At 54.3% G+C, this 16,769-nt stretch carries 13 protein-coding genes; all 13 read left to right on the plus strand.

Annotated features, from left to right (window positions below):
* Positions 1-121 precede the first annotated feature (121 nt).
* The 13 genes from TH4_RS09715 to TH4_RS09775 all read left to right on the plus strand — a co-directional run bounded on the left by TH4_RS09715 (position 122) and on the right by TH4_RS09775 (position 16,767).
* On the plus strand, positions 122-1,147 hold the full coding sequence (locus TH4_RS09715; RefSeq protein ID WP_083997042.1) for a Fe(3+) ABC transporter substrate-binding protein: 1,026 nt from the start codon (positions 122-124) through the stop codon (positions 1,145-1,147).
* An 81-nt stretch (positions 1,148-1,228) separates the two neighbouring features.
* Entirely contained in the window at positions 1,229-2,989 is a 1,761-nt protein-coding gene (locus tag TH4_RS09720; RefSeq protein ID WP_245227813.1) for an ABC transporter permease, read from the plus strand.
* 80 nt (positions 2,990-3,069) lie between these two features.
* Complete coding sequence (locus TH4_RS09725; RefSeq protein ID WP_064781039.1) at positions 3,070-4,323, plus strand: molybdopterin molybdotransferase MoeA; 1,254 nt, start codon at positions 3,070-3,072, stop codon at positions 4,321-4,323.
* An 85-nt stretch (positions 4,324-4,408) separates the two neighbouring features.
* Positions 4,409-5,983 carry an MBL fold metallo-hydrolase gene (locus TH4_RS09730; protein ID WP_064780893.1) on the plus strand — a complete coding sequence of 525 codons (1,575 nt, stop codon included), beginning with the start codon at positions 4,409-4,411 and terminating at the stop codon, positions 5,981-5,983.
* Positions 5,984-6,116: 133 nt separating this feature from the next.
* Positions 6,117-7,319: a glycosyltransferase family protein gene (locus TH4_RS09735; protein WP_063089861.1), complete on the plus strand. Its 1,203-nt coding sequence runs from the start codon at positions 6,117-6,119 to the stop codon at positions 7,317-7,319.
* Between the two features lie 18 nt (positions 7,320-7,337).
* Complete coding sequence (locus TH4_RS09740; RefSeq protein ID WP_064780895.1) at positions 7,338-8,615, plus strand: glycosyltransferase family 4 protein; 1,278 nt, start codon at positions 7,338-7,340, stop codon at positions 8,613-8,615.
* Between the two features lie 11 nt (positions 8,616-8,626).
* The gene (locus TH4_RS09745) at positions 8,627-9,781 is read left to right on the plus strand and encodes a glycosyltransferase family 4 protein (protein WP_064780897.1); all 1,155 of its coding nucleotides are present in this window, start codon (positions 8,627-8,629) and stop codon (positions 9,779-9,781) included.
* Entirely contained in the window at positions 9,778-10,380 is a 603-nt protein-coding gene (locus TH4_RS09750) for a histidine phosphatase family protein (protein ID WP_064780899.1), read from the plus strand. The genes TH4_RS09745 and TH4_RS09750 overlap by 4 nt, the downstream gene beginning before the upstream one ends.
* Positions 10,380-11,522: a glycosyltransferase family protein gene (locus TH4_RS09755; RefSeq protein WP_064780901.1), complete on the plus strand. Its 1,143-nt coding sequence runs from the start codon at positions 10,380-10,382 to the stop codon at positions 11,520-11,522. The genes TH4_RS09750 and TH4_RS09755 overlap by 1 nt, the downstream gene beginning before the upstream one ends.
* The gene (locus TH4_RS09760; RefSeq protein WP_064780903.1) at positions 11,519-12,277 is read left to right on the plus strand and encodes a polysaccharide deacetylase family protein; all 759 of its coding nucleotides are present in this window, start codon (positions 11,519-11,521) and stop codon (positions 12,275-12,277) included. The genes TH4_RS09755 and TH4_RS09760 overlap by 4 nt, the downstream gene beginning before the upstream one ends.
* Positions 12,278-12,291: 14 nt before the next feature.
* Entirely contained in the window at positions 12,292-12,909 is a 618-nt protein-coding gene (locus tag TH4_RS09765; RefSeq protein ID WP_245227815.1) for a hypothetical protein, read from the plus strand.
* Between the two features lies 1 nt (position 12,910).
* Complete coding sequence (locus tag TH4_RS09770) at positions 12,911-14,839, plus strand: ABC transporter ATP-binding protein (RefSeq protein WP_064780907.1); 1,929 nt, start codon at positions 12,911-12,913, stop codon at positions 14,837-14,839.
* Positions 14,836-16,767 carry an ABC transporter substrate-binding protein gene (locus tag TH4_RS09775; protein ID WP_083997043.1) on the plus strand — a complete coding sequence of 644 codons (1,932 nt, stop codon included), beginning with the start codon at positions 14,836-14,838 and terminating at the stop codon, positions 16,765-16,767. The genes TH4_RS09770 and TH4_RS09775 overlap by 4 nt, the downstream gene beginning before the upstream one ends.
* The last annotated feature ends 2 nt before the right edge of the window (positions 16,768-16,769 follow it).

The following is a 16,769-nucleotide window of genomic DNA, read 5'->3' on the forward strand; positions in this document are numbered from 1 at the left end:
ATGGCTCTTATGTGGTTTTCTTGCTTGCAAAAGGCGGGGCGGGCCCTTTAATTTCGGCCACAGCAAATACAAATCATTCCTAATTGCTGTGCGACCTGCAGCTGATCCAAACGAGGCATTTATGATTTCTCTGCGCAAAACCGTTCTTGGTCTTGTTGTTTCCGCGATGGGGTTGTCCGTGTATCCCGCCGCCCATGCCGCAGAGGAAGTTAATGTCTATTCGCTCCGACAGCCCTTTCTGATCGAACCGATGTTCAAACGCTTTACCGAGGAAACCGGTATTCGCGTCAATACGCTTTTCTCGCAAAGTGGACTGGTGGAGCGCATCAAGCACGAAGGGCGCAATACCCCGGCCGATCTACTTTTGACCGTTGATATCGGCCGCATTCAGGATGCAGTCGATGCCGATATCGCCCAACCGATCGAAAGTGCCGTTCTGGATGCGAATATCCCTGATCAGTTCCGTGATGAAGACAAGCTTTGGGTGGGGATGACGACCCGTGCACGCGTGCTTTATACCTCGCTTGATCGGGTGGAGCCGGACGCCATCACGACCTATGAAGAGCTTGCTGATCCGAAATGGAAGGGGCGCATTTGTGTGCGTTCCGGCATGCATGTTTATAACATCGCCCTGATCGCCTCGATGATTGCCCATCATGGCGAAGACGAAACCAAAACCTGGCTGACCGGCCTTAAGGACAATCTGGCCCGCAAGCCGCAGGGTGCCGATACCGATCAGATCGAGGCAGTGTCGCAGGGCGTCTGTGACGTAGCGATTGGCAATTCCTATTATTACGGCAAGATGCTTGATGACCCGAACAAGGCCGATGCCGCCAAACAGGTCCGCATCGTTTTCCCCAATCAGGGCGATCGTGGCACGCATGTCAATATTTCGGGTGTGGCGCTGATGAAGTATGCGCCGAACAAGGAAAATGCCATCAAGCTGGTGGAATTCCTGTCTGGTGCCGAAGCCCAGCATATGTATGCCGATATCAATTTTGAATATCCGGTCAAACCGGGCGTTGCCTGGTCTGAACAGGTTCGGGCTTGGGGCACTTTTGTCCATGATGATTTGCCGCTTAATGCGGTTGCGGCCAATCGTGGTGCAGCAATTCGTCTGATTGATGAGGTCGGCTTTAACGAGTAGACCGTACGTCGATAGAGGGATATGAAGACCGCCCAACAGAACCGTTCGGAGTAGTCCGCGGCGAATGAAACGGAAACAGCCTTGAACAACGCTTGTCAGACGCAAAAGGAAGACGACATTCGGCCGAGCGCCATGGCGGAAACCTTTGATCCGATGCGCACGCCGACTGGACGTCGGGCGATGCTGTGGTTGCCGCGTGGCCAATCGGCAGCTTGGCTGATTGGGGCGTTTATCGTGGCGGCAATGGTTGCGGCACCGGTTGTAGCCGTCGCCTGGATTGCCCTGTTTCCGACCGAAAATATCTGGCCGCATCTGGCATCCACCATGTTGCCAAGGTACCTTAAGAATACCGGTATCCTGATGCTTGGCGTCGGTATTGGTGTGACTCTGATCGGTGTTGCATCCGCATGGATTGTGACCATGTGCCGAATTCCGGGAAAGCGGTTCTTTGAATGGGCGATGTTGCTGCCGATGGCGGTTCCGGCCTATATCGTGGCCTATGTTTATACCGATCTTCTGGAATATGCCGGACCGTTACAGGGCTTCTTGCGGGACTTGTTTGGTTGGCAATCGGCGGCCGATTACTGGTTTCCTGATATTCGCACCAAGGGTGGTGCGATCATGGTGCTCAGCCTGACACTTTATCCCTATGTTTACATGCTGGCGCGTGCGGCGTTCTTGTCGCAATCCATCTGTGCGATTGAGGCGGCCCGTATCCTTGGTCGGAGTGCCTGGAGTTCGTTTCTTACGGTCGCGTTGCCGTTGGCGCGACCGGCAATCGTTGTTGGCGTTGTGATTGCGTTGATGGAAACGCTCAATGACTTTGGCACGATTGATTTCTTTGCCGTGCATACCCTGACAGCCGGTATTTTTAACGTCTGGCTTGGTATGGGAAATGCCGGTGGCGCTGCGCAGATTGCCCTGACCATGCTGGCTGTCGTGATCGCATTGATGGTGATCGAACGTTATTCACGTCGCCGCCAGCGTTTTCATGACACCACCAGCCGGTTTCAGGAACTGCCCGGCTATGAACTGAGCCCGCTTGCCAAGGCCGGGGCATTGGCGATTTGTATCCTGCCGATTGTGCTGGGCTTTGTCGTGCCGTCGCTGGTGCTGATTTATTATTCCATTGGTTATTTTGATCAAAGCTGGACGTCAGATTTCTTTGAATTCGCCGGTAACAGCCTTTTGGTATCCGGGCTCGCGACGCTTGTTGCCGTCGGTTGTGCGATATTCATGGCTTATGCGCTGCGCCTGTTCCCGCAACCGCTTTTGAAATTCTGTGTCCGTCTGTCATCGGTCGGCTATGCCGTCCCGGGCGCGGTTTTGGCCATCGGGGTTTTGATCCCGTTTGCGCGGTTTGACAACGCGTTGGACGCGGTGATGCGCGATACCTTCGGCATATCAACTGGGTTGCTGCTAAGCGGGACTGTATTTGCATTGGTCTTTGCCTATGCAGTGCGGTTCATGGCGGTATCCTATGGCTCAATTGAAGCTGCCCTTGGCAAGGTTCGACCAAGCATGGATGACGCGGCACGTACCTTGGGTGAAAGCCCTTGGGGAACGCTGAAACGCATTCACTTTCCGATGGTGCGTGGTGGCATTTTGGCGGCGTCGGTGCTGGTCTTTGTCGATGGCATGAAGGAACTGCCGGCAACGCTTATTTTGCGTCCGTTCAATTTTGATACACTGGCCACCCATGTCTATCAGTTCGCCAAGGATGAAATGATTGAACATGCAGCCCTTGGGGCGCTGACCATTGTGCTTGTTGGTGTGGTGCCGGTGATTATGCTGAGCCGTGCAATTTCAAAATCCCGTCCGGGGCATAGCGGACAATCCTGATGCGTCCCGCCGATGATCGGGATATCCTGATTACGGATGGGAATACAAAACAAGACCAAGGGCGGCAGGAAACTTTCGGAATGCAAACAATCAAACCGGGACTGACAACACTTTCCGACGCGCTCGACATTGCTTTTGCCGAAGTGCCGGTGATGACGCCATCCGAAGAACGCCCGATCAGTGATTGTTACGGTGCGATTTTGCGCAAGGACCTCGTTGCGCAGGTTTCCGTGCCGTCGGTGGATAACTCCGCCATGGATGGCTACGCCCTTCGCCATGCCGATCTGGCGGCAATAGACGGTCCGGTTTCGGTGGTCGGGGCATCCTTGGCAGGCCATCCTTACAACGGAACACTGCCAAAGGGCTCCGCGATCCGTATTGCAACCGGGGCTGCGATCCCCGATGGCGCGGATTGCGTGATCATTCAGGAGAATGTCAAAGCCAATGCCGATGAAACCATCATTGAAATTGATGCCGACGTGATTGCACACACCAGCGTGCATCAAAACATCCGCTGGCTGGGCGAAGACATCAAAACCGGTGATACAGTTTTGAAGGCAAGCACGATCCTGCGCCCACAGGATATCGCAATCGCGGCCGGGCAGGGCTTTGGCAGCTTGTCGGTTGCACAGCCCCTTAAAGTTGCTGTCTTCTCCACCGGCGACGAACTGGCCAAACCAGGTGATCCTTTGCCGCCGGGGGGCATTTATGATTCCAACCGTTTTGCAATGATCGGAATGTTGCGGTCCATCGGTTGCGAGGTCACCGATCTTGGGTTGCTGGCTGATAATTTTGAAGTGTTGCAAAACGCGTTGGCGAACGCGGCAAAGTCGCATGACGTGATTATGACATCTGGCGGTGTTTCGGTCGGCAAGGCCGATCTTCTGAAACCGGTTGTCGACAGCCTTGGTGAAATCACCGCCTGGAAGCTTGCGATCAAGCCCGGCAAGCCTTTGATGCGCGGCAAGATCGGCGATTGTCTGGTGATCGGGCTTCCGGGGAACCCGGTATCAGTCCTGGTCTCAGGGTTGCTCTATGTTTTGCCGTTGCTGCGTCATGCGATGGGTGCGGATCATTCCAAACTGGCGCCAACACGTATTCCGGTCCGTGCCGGGTTTGACTTCAAGCGTGGTACCGGACGCAGGGAATGGTTGCGCGCGCGTCTGGTGCAAAATGATGACGGCGAATTTGAAGCGATTGCTTTTTCTTCGACCAGTTCCGGGATGTTGTCATCAATGGTCTGGGCCGAAGGTCTGATTGAACTGCCGGAAAATTGCGGGCAGGTCTCCAAGGGAGATCAGATACTTTATTTGCCGCTGCAAGGCCTGCAGTGACTTCATCAAAAATGATCCACATCATTGCAAACGAACATGGTTTGCCGGACTGTTGGATCGTTTCCAATCCGCGAAAGTGAATAGAATGACGATATCGGTGACGTTTTGTGGTGCTGCTGGTGGGGTGACGGGATCTTGCTATTTTTTGCAGACCGATCACGGCAATTTCCTTGTCGATTGCGGTATGTTCCAGGGCAGCAAAACCGTCCGTGAATTGAACTATGGCAAGTTCCCGTTCGAGGCAGACCGGATTTCGGCCGTGTTGCTGACGCACGCGCATATTGACCATACCGGCCTGGTGCCCAAGCTGGTCAAGGCCGGTTTTGGCGGACCAATTTATGCGACGGAGCCGACCTGTGATCTTCTGACCTATATGTTGCCGGACTCCGGATACATTCAGGAAAGCGAAGTCGAACGTTTGAACCGTCGCAATGCGCGGCGCGGTCGTCCTGAAGTCACCCCGATCTATACCCGTGAAGACGCGGAAAATACGCTGTCGCAGCTCAAGACTGTCGACTATCACGAATGGTTGCCGGTGATCGACGGCGTGCGGGCGCGATTCTGGGATGCGGGGCATCTCCTTGGTTCCGCGTCGATCGAGGTGGAGATTGAGAACGGCGACAAAGACGGTAAACCGACAAGATTGCTGTTCTCGGGTGATGTTGGCACCGGTGAGGCCGTATTTAACGAAGCGCCCGAGGCACCGGCTGGTGTCGACTATCTGTTTGTCGAAACCACCTATGGCGATCGTAACCGTCCGGTAATGACCGACGAAGAACGCCGTGAGATGCTGCGCAAGGAAGTTCAGGATGCGCTGGGCAATGGCGGCAATCTGGTAATTCCGAGTTTTGCCGTCGCCAGAACGCAAGAGCTGCTTGTTGATCTTGCGCATCTTTTTAATCGCGGTCAGTTGCCACCAGCAAATGTCTTTGTCGATAGCCCCTTGGCGCAACGTGCGACCGATGTCTTTGCCAAACACCTGAAGCGCGGCGACGCACAGGCGCTTTCGCATCCGAAGTTCCATATGGTGCCGGATGTTCAGGCAAGTAAACAGCTTGCACAGGTCACCAGCGGTGCGATCATTATTTCGGCAAGTGGCATGTGCGATGCCGGTCGCATTCGCTATCATCTGAAGAACAACCTGTGGCGGCCTAATTGCACCGTGCTTCTGGTCGGTTTTCAGGCTGCGGGCTCTTTCGGGCGCGTCTTGCAGAGTGGGGCAAAACATGTGCGGATACACGGCGATGAAATCGAGGTTCGTGCGCGCATTCGGACGTTGGACGTCTATTCCGGCCACGCCGATCAGGATATGCTTTTGCAATGGACCAAGAACCGTTTGCCAGTGGCGCGTCAGATTTTCCTAACCCACGGTGAAGAAGGCGCACGTGCGGCATTCCGAGAAGTTCTGATGGCGCACGGCATTGAGGATAAGCTGATTTCCATGCCGATGCTTGATGACACGGTCACCCTCAAGAAGGGCAAAGGCCAACCGGCTATTCCGCAGGCACGTCTGTCGGGTGAAGAACTCTCGCGCGATGACTGGCATAATCTTTATGCAGGTACAGTAACGGCGCTTTCGGAAAAACTTCGTTCGCTTGAAACTGCGGAAGAAAGAAAAGAGATGCTCGAAAAAGTCTTGCGCGATATCGGTTCAGTATGAGAGCAATTGTCCGGAAGCCGAAAGAAGGGCGCAAACCCCGACTTCACGGATTTACTTGCCATAAACAAAGAACCTGTCACCCTGTTAATGGGTTGTGCGGGGAGCTGAGACCACTACGCATACGGGCGGGGATATGTCAATCGTAGGGAATTCCGGATATCGGGTTCTGATTTACAGCCATGATACCTTCGGGCTTGGGCATTTGCGCCGTTGCCGTACGATTGCGCATGCGCTGGTATCGCATCGCGATGATGTATCTGTTCTGATTTTGTCGGGCTCACCGATTATCGGCAGCTTTGAATTCCGCTCGCGCGTGGACTTTGTCCGCATTCCGGGCGTGATCAAGCTGTCTAACGGCGAATATACCTCGCTTAACCTCAATATCGATGTCGACCAGATTCTGGCGATGCGGGAATCGATTATTCAGCACACAGCCGATGTGTTCAACCCGGACATATTTATCGTCGACAAAGAACCGCTTGGCTTGCGCGGCGAGGTCGAGTCCACCCTGCAGATGTTGCGCCATCGGCGCACCCGTCTGGTGATGGGCCTGCGCGATGTGATGGATGATCCGGTGAACCTGCGCGAAGAATGGGACCGCAAGCAATGCGTTCCGGCCCTGGCAAACCTCTATGATGAAATCTGGGTTTATGGCCTCAAGGAAATCTGTAATCCGCTTGAAGGGATCGACTTGCCCCCGGGCGTTGAAGAAAAGATGTCCTATACCGGCTATTTGCCACGTACCGCCACCCGCAGACCCGCACCCGAGCACGGGGCGCTTGGTCTTGAAGAACCGTATTATCTGGTAACGACAGGCGGTGGCGGGGACGGCGTCAATTTGGTCGATTGGGTGATCAGCGCCTATGAAACCGATCCGGACATTCCGGTGCCGTCGCTGGTTGTTCTCGGACCCTTTATGGGACCGACACAGCAAAACGAATTCATGAAACGTGCGGAAAAGATCGACAAGCTGTCGGTCATTACCTTTGATGCCAATGTCGAAGTGTTGATGCACAAATCGGCCGGCGTGATCGGCATGGGCGGCTATAACACCTTCTGCGAGATCCTGTCCTTTGACAAACCGGCCGTTATCGTGCCGCGTACTGTGCCGCGTCTTGAACAGTATGTTCGCGCTGCGGCGGCAGAAAAGCTTGGTCTGGTCAGAATGCTGACCGAAGATGGTGGTCGCGATCCGCGCGAAATGGCCGACGCCCTGCGTGGTCTGATACATCAGCCAAAACCGTCGCATGTGACTGTTCCGAACCTTATGGGCGGACTGGATCGCGTTGGCGAATTGGTTGATCGCTGGCTTCCGCCACAAATGGCCGCAGAATAATCATCGGGAATAGATTTGATGGCACGCGACAATCTGGCAATCGTGGTGAAGGGTTATCCGCGATTGTCGGAGACCTTTATCGCCCAAGAAATTTTAGGTATTCAGCAAGCAGGCATTCCCTATCGGATTGTGTCGCTGCGTCATCCAACCGACAAAAAACGCCACCCGATCAATGATCGCATTACAGGTGCGGTCGCTTATCTCCCGGAATATGTCTATCAGGAACCGATGCGGGTTTTGCGTGGCTGGCTCAAGGCGCGCAAGATGCCCGGATATCGTCGCGCCCTGAATATCTGGTGGCAGGATTACCGCCGGGACCGTACCGCCAATCGCGCACGCCGATTTGCCCAGGCCATGGTGATGGCGGCTGAACTGCCCGATGATGTCACCCGCATCTATGCCCATTTCCTGCATACACCGGCATCGGTCGCGCGCTATTGCGCAATTATGCGCGGTTTGCCGTGGTCCTGTTCGGCGCATGCCAAGGATATCTATACCAGTCAGGACTGGGACATGCGCGAAAAGCTGCGCGATATGGATTGGCTGGTGACCTGTACAAGCGCCAATGTCGATTACCTTCGTAAACTTGCTGAGGATCCGGATAAAGTTAATCTGCTCTATCACGGACTGGATTTTTCGCGTTTCCCCGAAGACCTTCCAGAAAGACCTCTGCGCGATGGGACGGATGCCGATAACCCGGTAAGGATCCTGTCGGTCGGGCGACTGGTGGGCAAGAAGGGGTATGACGACCTTCTGCGCGCCTTGGCCAAGTTGCCAGCCGACCTTCATTGGCGGTTCGTTCATATTGGTGGCGGCGATGGTGAAAAATATCAAAAACTTGCAACGGAGCTCGGCATAGCGGACCGCTGTGACTGGCAAGGGGCGCGTGATCAGAAGGAAGTGATCGCGGCATGTCAGTCGTCCGATTTGTTCGTACTGGCCAGCCGGATTGAGAAGGATGGTGATCGCGACGGGCTGCCAAACGTTCTGATGGAAGCGCAGCTTTGCGGACTTGCTGCGGTTTCGACTGCAATTTCGGCCATTCCTGAACTGATTAAAGACGGCGTAAACGGCAAACTTGTGCCCGAACGTGATCCGGATGCACTTGCGAGTGCGCTGAAAGCCTTGATCACTGATCCCCGTCTTCGAGAAACCATGGGTCGTAAGGGCAATGAGATTGTGCGTCGTGATTTCTCGTTCTATCGCGGCATGAAGGAACTGGCGGAACGTTTCGGTGTTAACTCCCAGTCCGACGAACAGGCTGCAATCCCCGCCGAACAACCCGCCGCAGAGTAGGAGGCACGCACTTGCAGGTTGCCTTTTACGCCCCGCTAAAGCCGATTGACCATCCTGTTCCGTCGGGTGACCGCCTGATTGCCCGCATGCTGTGTGAAGCCCTTCAGTCAGCAGGTATGAAGGTCGATATAGCTGCCCGCCTTCGTAGCCGCGTTGCTGATGGCAATGTCCTTAAGCAGGCGCGGCTTGCCGAACTGGGGACCAAACTTGCTACCCGTTTACTGCGGCAATACCAATCGGGGTTCCGTCCCAAACCGGATATCTGGTTTACCTATCATCTTTATTACAAGGCACCGGACTGGATCGGGCCGATTGTTGCCGATGCGCTGGGTATCCCGTATGTGGTGGCCGAATCATCCTTTGCCCCAAAGCGTGCAAACGGGCCATGGGGACAAAGCCATCTGGCAGTCGAGACAGCAATTAGGCAGGCGGATGCAGTTTTCTCACTCAATCGGGTCGATATGGAATGCCTTGCACAGGTCTGCCAACCGGATCGTCTGCACTTCCTGCCGCCCTTTACACGTGTCGCGTCATGGCATGTCGGACAGCGGGTAGCAATCAATCCAGAATGGGTGCGGTTGGTGACAACCGCAATGATGCGCGATGGTGACAAACTGAAATCCTATGCGCTTTTGGCAGACGCACTGGGTCGCCTCAGGCGCAATGGTGTTGATAACTGGCACCTGACAGTGATTGGTGATGGCCCAGCGCGTCAGGAGGTCGAGGACCTTTTTGAAGAAAATGGACTTGGTGAAGACAAGGTTTCACTAGTGGGCCTGAAAACACCGGAACAAACCAAAGATATTCTCGCGCAGTCAGATTTGTTCGTATGGCCCGCGATCAATGAAGCCTTCGGAATGGCATTGCTTGAGGCCCAGTCTGCGGGGCTTCCGGTTCTGGCGGGGGATACTGGCGGTGTGTCGGGTATTGTTTCATCCGGTGTGACCGGGTGGCTTGTGCCTGTTGGTGATGTCACGGCTTTTTCAAACCGTCTGGCGGAATGCCTTGGGGCGGATGTCGCCGTATTGCGTGAAATAGGTGCTGCTGGCGCATCGAAAGCAGCGCAGCATCACACGCTTGAAGCCGCTGCTGATCTGTTATCCACCACATTCAAGAAAATCATCCCGGGTCATGTGTCGTCACAAAACGGGCAGGGCCCAGCATGAAACAGATCCGTTTTGCATTGCTTCGCCACGGTGTCACGGCCTGGAATACCGAAAAGCGCATTCAGGGACGCACAGATATCTCAATCAGGCATGATACAGCTGCGTGGTATCGTCAGCACCGTTTGCCCGCCAAGTGGGCCAATGTTCCGTGGTTTTCTTCGCCCTTATCCCGAACGCGTGAAACTGCAGATGCGCTTGGGATCAGAGCCGTTGCCACTGAGCCCGCGTTCATCGAGATGGACTGGGGTACGTGGGAGGGTGAAAAACTTTCGGATCTTCGTGCAAGTATGGGGAAAGACCTTCGCGCCAATGAAGACCGTGGTTGTGATTTTCGCCCAGATGATGGCGAAAGCCCGCGTGATGTCTTGAACCGGGTTGCGACATTCCTGAATGATTGTGACCTCCCGGACTTTGGTGCGGTCACCCATAAGGGCGTGATACGTGCTGTCTATGCTGCAGCACGTGGATGGGACATGATGGGCAAAATTCCAGACAAACTCGATTGGCACTGTTTACAGGTGTTTCAGTATTCTGATGAGGCCGGGTTCTCTGTTGACGCACTCAATGTGCCACTTGTCCCCGCGCAGGAGACCACGTGATGAGTGATATCATGGTCTATGTGCAGCACTTGCTTGGCATTGGTCACGTGCGCCGTATGGCGTTGATAAATCAGGCGCTTCGCGATGAAGGGCTTGGCGTTACGGTTGTAAGTGGCGGTGTGCCCGATGACAGCCTTGATTTCGCGGCCAGTGAAGTTATTCAGCTTTCCCCGTGCAAAACATCCGATACTGGTTTCTCTGGGCTTGTCGATCCGGACGGGAACGCCTTGGGGCACGACTGGCAGAAACAACGTAAAAGACAACTGCTGACCGCGTTTAAGGAAACGGCGCCGAAACTGCTTTTGGTCGAAATGTTCCCATTCGGGCGCCGCGCATTTCGGTTCGAATTGATCCCGCTGTTTGACGCGGCGAATGAAGCAGGCGTTCCGATCATTTGTTCTGTCAGAGACCTTTTAGTGCGTAAAAAAGACATCGGCAAAACGCGAAGGATGCGTGATATCTCGCGCAAATATCTTGATGCGGTTCTGGTGCATGGTGATCCGCAACTGTTTGGTTTTGATCGCAGCTTTGAGTTTGCCGACGATATATCGGACCTGATCGCCTACACGGGGTATGTCGCACCAAATGTTGCCAATGACGTCTCGGAACGTGGGGAGGCAGAGCGTAGCGGTGTTCTCGTTTCTGCTGGCGGTGGTGCCGTTGGGGCAGCGCTGATCAGGCTTGCAATTTCTGCCCGCGCGCATTCGCAAAAATATAGCGACGCTATTTGGGATATTGTCGCTGGGCCGCATTTTCCCTCAGATCAATTTGACCTTTTGCGCGGCCAGTTGCCCGACGGTGTGATCCTGCATCGGTTCTTGCCCGATTTCCGTGAACGGATGTTGCGTGCCGCCGTTTCTGTTTCACAGGCCGGATACAACACGCTGATGGATGTGTTGGTGACGCAAACGCCGGCGGTCATGGTGCCGTTTGCAGAAGGCGGCGAAAGCGAGCAAACCGAACGTGCGGAAGTCCTTGCCAATGAAGGGGTTATTTCCCTGCTTGATCTTGATGGCCTGTCTGCGCAATCATTAGCAAAACAAATAGATAACGCCAGACAGCCAAGCGGGATTAAAATCGCACTGGATGGCGCAAAAAGAACTGCGTCAATCATCGCAGAAAAGATCAAAGGGCAGGCATGAGCAGCTGGGATCAATTACGCGCAGAGCTTGATCTGTGGCAGTCGAAAGACCGGATTGCCACCGCGTGGTGGCGTGACGACGATGCTGTTTCTGTTACCCCGGCGCTTGAGACGCTTCTGCGGTTTGAACAGGACTATAAAGTGCCACTCGCACTTGCGGTTATTCCGGCGGCTTTGCAGGACGATCTTGTCGAACGTCTTGTTGAGACGCTTGATACCCGTGTTTTGCAGCATGGGTGGTCCCACCAGAACCATATGCCAGAGGGACGCAAGAAACAGGAACTCGATGACGTGCGCGATATTGGCGATGTCGTTGCCGATCTGCGCCACGGGTTTTCGGTTCTGCAATCGCGTTTTGGCAATCGTTTCTTGCCGGTCCTTGTGCCGCCATGGAACCGGGTGGCCGACGATGTCGTGGCGGCTTTGCATTCCCTTGGCTTTTGCGGGATCAGCACATTCAATGCGCGTAAGGTGGCAGAGCCGTACAAAGGCATTATGCAGGTCAACACGCATGTCGATGTCATTGACTGGCGTGGAACGCGCGGCTTCGTTGGTGAAGACGCGGCACTTGGCACAATGATTGAACATCTGTCAGCACGGCGAACAGGGCAGGTCGACGCGGATGAGCCGACGGGTATTCTGACCCATCATCTTGTCCATGACGAGGCCACTACGAAGTTCCTTGATAATCTGTTTTCTATGGACCATTCAGCTTTGCGCTGGTTGAGAATACCCGGAGTATTTCCATGGCAATAAGGCCAAAACAACACGTGGAACCTGAACCGGCACAGGCCCCCAAGGCCCCCAGTGTGCCAAGCACCGTGGACCCGGTAAAGCCGGCAGGTGTCGGTGACAGCGAAGTCCAGACGATGGGCTATCCATCCAAACTGATGGCGCCTGATCTGGCGAAATCAATTGTCGGGCTGCTGATTTGCGGCGTTATCGCGCTGATTCCCGAGATGCTCGCAATTATTCAATGGACGTCGGCCGGGCTTGCTTTGCTGTTCGTTTTCTATTTTGCCCGCACGGTTATCCGCTTCCAGTCAAAGATCTATGTATCGGAATACGGCATCCGGCTTTCAAGCCTGCGCGGTGGAACGGCTTTTGCCTGGCCGGAACTTTCGAAGTTCCGTTTGCGTTACTTTAGTACCAAGCGCGATGGCAACAAGGGATGGTTCGAGCTGACCCTGCAGGCAGGGGATGCGAAAATTGTCGCAGAATCAACACTGGACGGTTTTGACGATCTCCTTGAAATTTCTCGTGATTGGGCGAAAGATAACCAGCTGCTTGTCGATGACGTCACAAGAACAAACTTGATGCGCATGGATGAGGCCGAAACACTGGTTAAGGCCGCGGCATCCGAACGCAAACACGGTGGTATCAACTAGAATGACCGATATTCTGCGCATCAAGGATCTGAAAGTTGAATTCGTACTGCCGCACATGCGTGTCAAGGCTGTCGAAAATGTAAGCTTTCGTATCGGTGCGCAGGAAACCGTTGCACTGGTTGGTGAGTCCGGATCGGGCAAAAGCACCATTTCGCAGGCAATCATGGGCCTGTTGCCAAAGGTGGCCCAAGTCACCAAAGGGTCTATCATCTTTGCCGATCCGAAAAAGCCCGGAACCCGGGTGGATATCGCCATGCTGGATCGGTCTGGCTCTGATATGCGCGCCATTCGCGGTGGCCGGATTTCGATGATTTTCCAGGAACCTATGAGTTCCTTGTCGCCGCTCCATACAATCGGAGATCAGATATGCGAGGCCGTGAAACTTCATCGGAAGGTCGGATCGGCAGAGGCGCGTGAACTTGCCGTTGAAATGCTGACACTGGTCGGCTTTCCGCAGCCCAAGCGTTCACTTAAAACTTATCCATTCGAACTTTCCGGTGGCCTGCGCCAGCGCGCAATGATTGCGATGGCACTGGTGTGTCGTCCGGCCTTGTTGATTGCGGATGAACCGACAACCGCGCTTGATGTAACCATTCAGGCGCAAATTCTGCGTCTGATCAAGGAAGTGCAGGCAGAATTGCAGATGTCGGTTCTGTTGATCACCCATGATCTTGGTGTGGTGGCCAACATGGCTGACCGGATGGTGGTGATCTATGACGGGCGGGTGGTCGAGGCTGGCAAAACCGATGATGTGTTCATCAATCCCGGCCATACCTATACACGGTCATTGCTGGCGGCGGTTCCGCACTTTGACATGGGACCGGACGAAAGGTTGCGTCCGCTGCGCGAGATCAAGCCGAAAACTGGCAGTTTGCTTGCCAGTGCAGGTGATGGCGATACACAACAAAATACATCTGACGTTCCGGTAACGTTGGCCCTGCATCCGACCATGGCCAGTGAGCCGGTTCTGGCAGTTCGCCATCTCAGCAAAAGCTTTACCACGCGCAAGGGTAACTGGATCAAATCCGAAGAGCGCCTTATACCCGCAGTGTCCGACGTCTCACTGACAGTTAATCGTGGCGAATGCGTTGGTCTGGTGGGGGAAAGTGGTTGTGGCAAAACGACCCTTTCAAAACTGATCATGCGCGCGATGAGCCCGGATGAAGGTTCCATTCTGTTTCGCGGTGAAAGCGGGCAGATGACTGAATTGACCGGGCTTGATGAAGATCAGCTCAATCCGTACCGAAAGCGGATACAATTTGTTTTTCAGGACCCGTTCGGATCGCTAAATCCGCGGATGACGGTTCAGGATATCATTACCGAACCCATGCTTATTCACGGTGTCGGGGATAGTAACTATCGACAGAAAATGGTGCTGGAACTGATGGACCTGGTTGGTCTGGATCCGCGCTTTCTGAACCGGTATCCGCATAGTTTCTCAGGCGGGCAGCGCCAGCGCATCGGGATCGCACGCGCGCTTAGCCTGAAGCCGGATTTGTTGATTTTCGATGAGCCGACATCGGCACTGGATGTGTCGGTTCAGGCGCAAATACTTAATCTTTTAAAAGATTTGCAGCGCGATCTTAATTTGACCTATCTGTTCATTTCGCACAATCTTGCGGTCGTGGATTACGTTGCAGACAGGATTGCCGTGATGTGTGCCGGGCGGATTGTTGAGTCCGCACCACGCGAAGTGCTGTTTAAGAACCCGATGCATCCCTACACGCAGGCACTGCTGCATGCCGTGCCGTTTGCCGATCTGGATCACCTGCTTGATTTCGACAAGATAATGGATGGCAAGGCATCTGATCCATCCCGGTGGCCAGCCCCGTTCACGATCAACCAGACCAGCGAGCCCAAGATGATGCAGGTCGCAGAAGATCACTTTGTTCGTGCCGAACGTGCCGATTTTACGGAGATCGCCATATGATCAGTGTTTTAAACCCGTCGATGTCTAGAATTCATCGTGCCTTTTCCGGCCTTGTGATGACGACAGGTTTTCTGGCGGCAAGTGTCTTGGTCGCACCGGCGCACGCAGAAGTCCCTTATTTCGAGGATGCGGTTGCAAGCGGGTCTTTGCCGGCAATGAACGACCGCCTGCCAGAACATCCGCATGTGATTGACTTTGCGGGTGAGGGTAAGGAAATCGGCAAATATGGTGGGGAATTTGTCACCATCATGGGGCGGTCCAAAGATATCCGTATGGCGGTTGTCTATGGCTATGCCCGCCTGATCGGCTATGATCAGGACCTCAACCTTCGTCCAGATATCCTTGAAGCGCTCGATGTGAACGAAGAAGGCAATGTCTTCACATTGCATATCCGCAAAGGTCACAAATGGTCGGATGGCGAGCCGTTCACGGCCGAGGATTTCCGTTATTACTGGGAAGATATCGTCAATAATGACGAACTGTTTCCGGTCGGACCGCCGCGTTTCCTGTTTGTCGGGAATGAACCGGCAACCTTTGAAATTCTTGACGAATATACCGTTCGCTACAGCTGGTCACAGCCAAACCCGTTTTTCCTGGCCGAACTGGCCGCAACCCGCCCGCCATTTATTTATCGTCCGGCGCACTACCTGAAACAGTTCCACGAGAATTATCGCGATGCGGACGAACTTCAGGCGATGGTTGAAGAACGCGGTCTGCGTAGCTGGGCTGTGTTGCATACTGACATTGATCGTCCCTACAAGCTTTCCAACATTCATCGCCCGTCGCTGGAGCCATGGCTGATCACGACAGAGGAGCCGTCTGATCGCTTTGTCTTCGTACGTAACCCGTATTATCACCGCGTTGATCCGGAAGGTAACCAGCTTCCTTACATCGACCGGATGATCTTTAATATTTCGAACGCAAAACTGGTCCCGGCCAAAGTCGGCGCGGGCGAGGTCGATCTGCAAAGCAGAATCCTCTCGCTTAAGGACTACACGTTCCTGAAGCAATCCGAAGCCAACCAGAACTATGATGTGCGTCTTTGGGATGTCGGGGCCGGGGCTTATGCCGCATTGTATCCCAACCTGACTTGCAGCGATCCGGTCTGGCGCGAAGTTCTGCGTGATGTCCGTTTCCGCCGTGCGCTGTCGTTGGCGATCAACCGCACCGAAATTAACCGGGTCATGTTCTTTGGTCTGGCGCAACCGACCAACAATACCGTCTTGCCAAAAAGCCCGTTATTCAAGCCGGAATATCGCGAAAGCTACACCGATTTCGACGTCAAGGCTGCCAACCAACTGCTTGATGCAATGGGGCTGGATGAGCGCAATGGCGAAGGTATCCGTCTTTTGCCAGATGGACGCCCGATGGAAATCATTGTCGAGACGTCCGGGGAAAACCCCGAACATGACGACATGCTTGAACTGGTTGGCGACAGTTGGCGTCAGGTTGGCATCAAGCTGTTCGTCAAGGGCCTGCAGCGCGAAGTGATGCGTAACCGTGCCTATACCGGCGAGACGATCATGTCGATTTTCAACGGTGTTGATAACGGCTTGGCAACGCCCAACACTGCCCCTGACGAATTTGTTCCTGTTCTGCAAGACAGCCTGCAATGGCCGAAATGGGGGCAGTATTATCAAACGGACGGCGAGGCGGGCGAAGCACCCGATATGCCAGCCGCCAAGGAATTGATGGAACAGTATCGCAAGTGGCAAACCAGCAATGAAGCGGGCCAGAAACAAGCATGGCAGGCCATTCTCGATATCAATTCGGAAAACATGTTCTCCATCGGTTTGATCGGCAACGTGCCGCAACCGGTCGTTATCGACAAGGACATGCGCAACGTGCCCGAAAAAGGCATCCATAGCTGGGAGCCGGGCGCGTTCTTTGGGATTTATCGTCCTGATACCTTCTGGTGGGATCGGTAATC

This window comes from Thalassospira tepidiphila MCCC 1A03514 (assembly GCF_001662875.1).
GTDB classification, from domain to species: Bacteria; Pseudomonadota; Alphaproteobacteria; order Rhodospirillales; family Thalassospiraceae; genus Thalassospira; species Thalassospira tepidiphila.